Below are 3,030 nucleotides of genomic sequence, written 5' to 3'. Positions count from 1 at the left end.
CTAATATGGGGCCATGTGGTGCAGCCGGGATTGGGGGGAGGACTTCTTGTGTTGTGGGAGAAGTCTCTTGAGATTGTGAAGGGTTTTTTTTCGATATATGCGCGAGCTGCAATGCCTGGCGACGCCCTACTCTTCCAGTGCTTGAGCAATAGTACCATCGGCGCAGACTGGTTTCACGGCCGAGTTCGGGATGGGATCGGGTGGGTCACAGACGCTATGGTCACCAAGCAATGAAGCTGGCGCATATATTGGGTTATGATCGATACCGTGCACGGGCATTTCCGTTGGGAAAATGCGTGGGAAAATAGACTTGTATATTTATATCTGGCTTTGTCTGACAACCGCCATTTCAACTGTTTCACTGCTTTTCCAGTGCTGTTGTTGATGGTGGGACTCTACGGTTCATCGCTGACCCGTTTAAGCGTGATCAGAGCAATTAGGACTGGTTAGCTCCATGCGTTACCGCACTTCCACATCCAGCCTATCAACGTCGTGGTCTACGACGGCTCGATGAAATCTTATCTTGAGGGAGGCTTCCCGCTTAGATGCTTTCAGCGGTTATCCCGTCCATACATAGCTACCCTGCTGCGCCACTGGCGTGACGACAGGTACACCAGAGGTATGTTCAACCCGGTCCTCTCGTACTAGGGTCAACTCCTCTCAAATTTCGACGCCCACGGCAGATAGGGACCAAACTGTCTCGCGACGTTCTGAACCCAGCTCACGTACCACTTTAATTGGCGAACAGCCAAACCCTTGGGACCTGCTCCAGCCCCAGGATGTGATGAGCCGACATCGAGGTGCCAAACGATTCCGTCGATATGAGCTCTTGGGAATCATCAGCCTGTTATCCCCGGCGTACCTTTTATCCGTTGAGCGATGGCCCTTCCACGAGGGACCACCGGATCACTATGACCGACTTTCGTCTCTGCTCGACTTGTCAGTCTCGCAGTCAGGCGGGCTTATGCCATTGCACTCTAACAGACGGTTTCCAACCGTCCTGAGCCCACCATCGCGCGCCTCCGTTACTCTTTAGGAGGCGACCGCCCCAGTCAAACTACCCACCACAGAGGGTCCCTGCACCGGATAACGGTGCGAGGTTAGACATCAGAAAACAGCAGGGTGGTATTTCACCTATGGCTCCACATCATCTGGCGACGATGCTTCAAAGCCTCCCACCTATGCTACACAGCTCTTTCCTAATGCCACTCTGAAGTTGCAGTAAAGGTGCACGGGGTCTTTCCGTCTAACCGCGGGTACTCCGCATCTTCACGGAGAATTCAATTTCGCTGAGCATATCCTGGAGACAGTGGGGAAGTCGTTACGCCATTCGTGCAGGTCGGAACTTACCCGACAAGGAATTTCGCTACCTTAGGACCGTTATAGTTACGGCCGCCGTTTACCTGGGCTTCAATTCAGAGCTTGCACTCCTCCTCTTAACCTTCAGGCACCGGGCAGGCGTCAGGCCCTATACGTCGTCTTGAAGCCGACTTAGCAGAGCCCTGTGTTTTTGCTAAACAGTCGCTACCCCCTGGCCTGTGCCCCCCATCAGTGCTTGCGCATAGATGGGGCCTCCTTCTTCCGAAGGTACGGAGGCAATTTGCCGAGTTCCTTCAGGATACTTCTCTCAAACGCCTTGGTATACTCTACCATTCCACCTGTGTCGGTTTAGGGTACGGTCTATACGGTGGGGCTATTTCCTGGGACACCTTCCCTGCCTGGAGCAATCCAATAAGCCCAGACAAGTTACGGCATCCGTCACACACCACCAGGCCCACGAATATTAACGTGGTTCCCATCGACTACCCCCTTCGGGCTCGTCTTAGGGGCCGGCTTACCCTGCTCAGATTAGCTTTAAGCAGGAACCCTTGGAATTTCGGCGACAGTGCATCTCACACTGTTAATCGCTACTCATGTCTGCATTCGCACTTCCGATACCTCCACCGTCCATTACCAGACGGCTTCAACGGCCTACGGAACGCTCCGCTACCGCTTGGATCAAAGATCCAAACCCTAAGCTTCGGTGCACGTCTTGAGCCCCGTTACATCTTCGCCGCAGAACCTCTTGTTTAGACCAGTGAGCTGTTACGCTTTCTTTAAAGGATGGCTGCTTCTAAGCCAACCTCCTGGTTGTTTTGGAAGTTCCACATGCTTTCCCACTTAGACGTGACTTGGGGACCTTAGCTGTAGGTTAGGGCTGTTTCCCTTTTGACGACGGACCTTAGCACCCGCCGTCTGTCTGCCGAACTAGACTCGTTGGTATTCGGAGTTTGGTTAGTATTGGTAGATCTCGCGACCCCCGCAACCATCCAGTGCTCTACCCCCAACGGCAAATATTCGACGCTCTACCTCAATAGATTTCGCGGAGAACCAGCTATTTCCCGGCTTGATTGGCCTTTCACCCCTAAGCACAACTCATCCGACAATTTTTCAACATTGAACGGTTCGGTCCTCCAGTGCGTGTTACCGCACCTTCAACCTGGTCATGCATAGATCGCCGGGTTTCGGGTCTAATGCATCAAACTATGGTCGCCCTATTCAGACTCGCTTTCGCTGCGCCTACACCTAACGGCTTAAGCTTGCTTGATACACTAAGTCACAGACCCATTATGCAAGAGGTACGCGGTCAGGTCTCAAGGACCCTCCCACTGCTTGTAGGCATCCGGTTTCAGGTACTGTTTCACTCCCCTCATCGGGGTGCTTTTCACCTTTCCCTCACGGTACTGGTTCACTATCGGTCATGTACGAGTATTTAGGCTTGGAGGGTGGTCCCCCCATGTTCAGACAGAGTTTCACGTGCTCCGCCCTACTCAAGTCCTGGAATATCATTTTCGCATACGGGGCTGTCACCCGCTATGGCCGCACTTTCCAGAGCGTTCTGCTAATTATATCCCAGGCACTGGCCTGGTCCGCGTTCGCTCGCCACTACTAACGGAATCTCGGTTGATGTCTTTTCCTCCGGGTACTGAGATGTTTCAGTTCTCCGGGTTCGCCTCACCAAAGCCTATTTTATTCAGCTTAGTGATACCT

The 3,030-nt window shown here is 52.9% G+C and carries 2 rRNA genes (1 of these 2 running past the window's edge); both read right to left on the bottom strand.

Annotation, left to right across the window (positions count from 1 at the left end):
• Positions 1 to 113 precede the first annotated feature (113 nt).
• Positions 114 to 228: ribosomal RNA gene (gene rrf / locus ASE85_RS08995) — 5S ribosomal RNA — on the bottom strand.
• Between the two features lie 189 nt (positions 229 to 417).
• Positions 418 to 3,030 (bottom strand): 23S ribosomal RNA (locus ASE85_RS08990); it runs 184 nt beyond the window's last position.

Origin of the sequence: Sphingobium sp. Leaf26 (genome assembly GCF_001421665.1) — a bacterium.
Classification (GTDB): domain Bacteria; phylum Pseudomonadota; class Alphaproteobacteria; order Sphingomonadales; family Sphingomonadaceae; genus Sphingobium.
The sequence above is the reverse complement of the archived record's forward strand: the minus strand, read 5'-3'. Positions and strand labels throughout refer to the sequence as shown.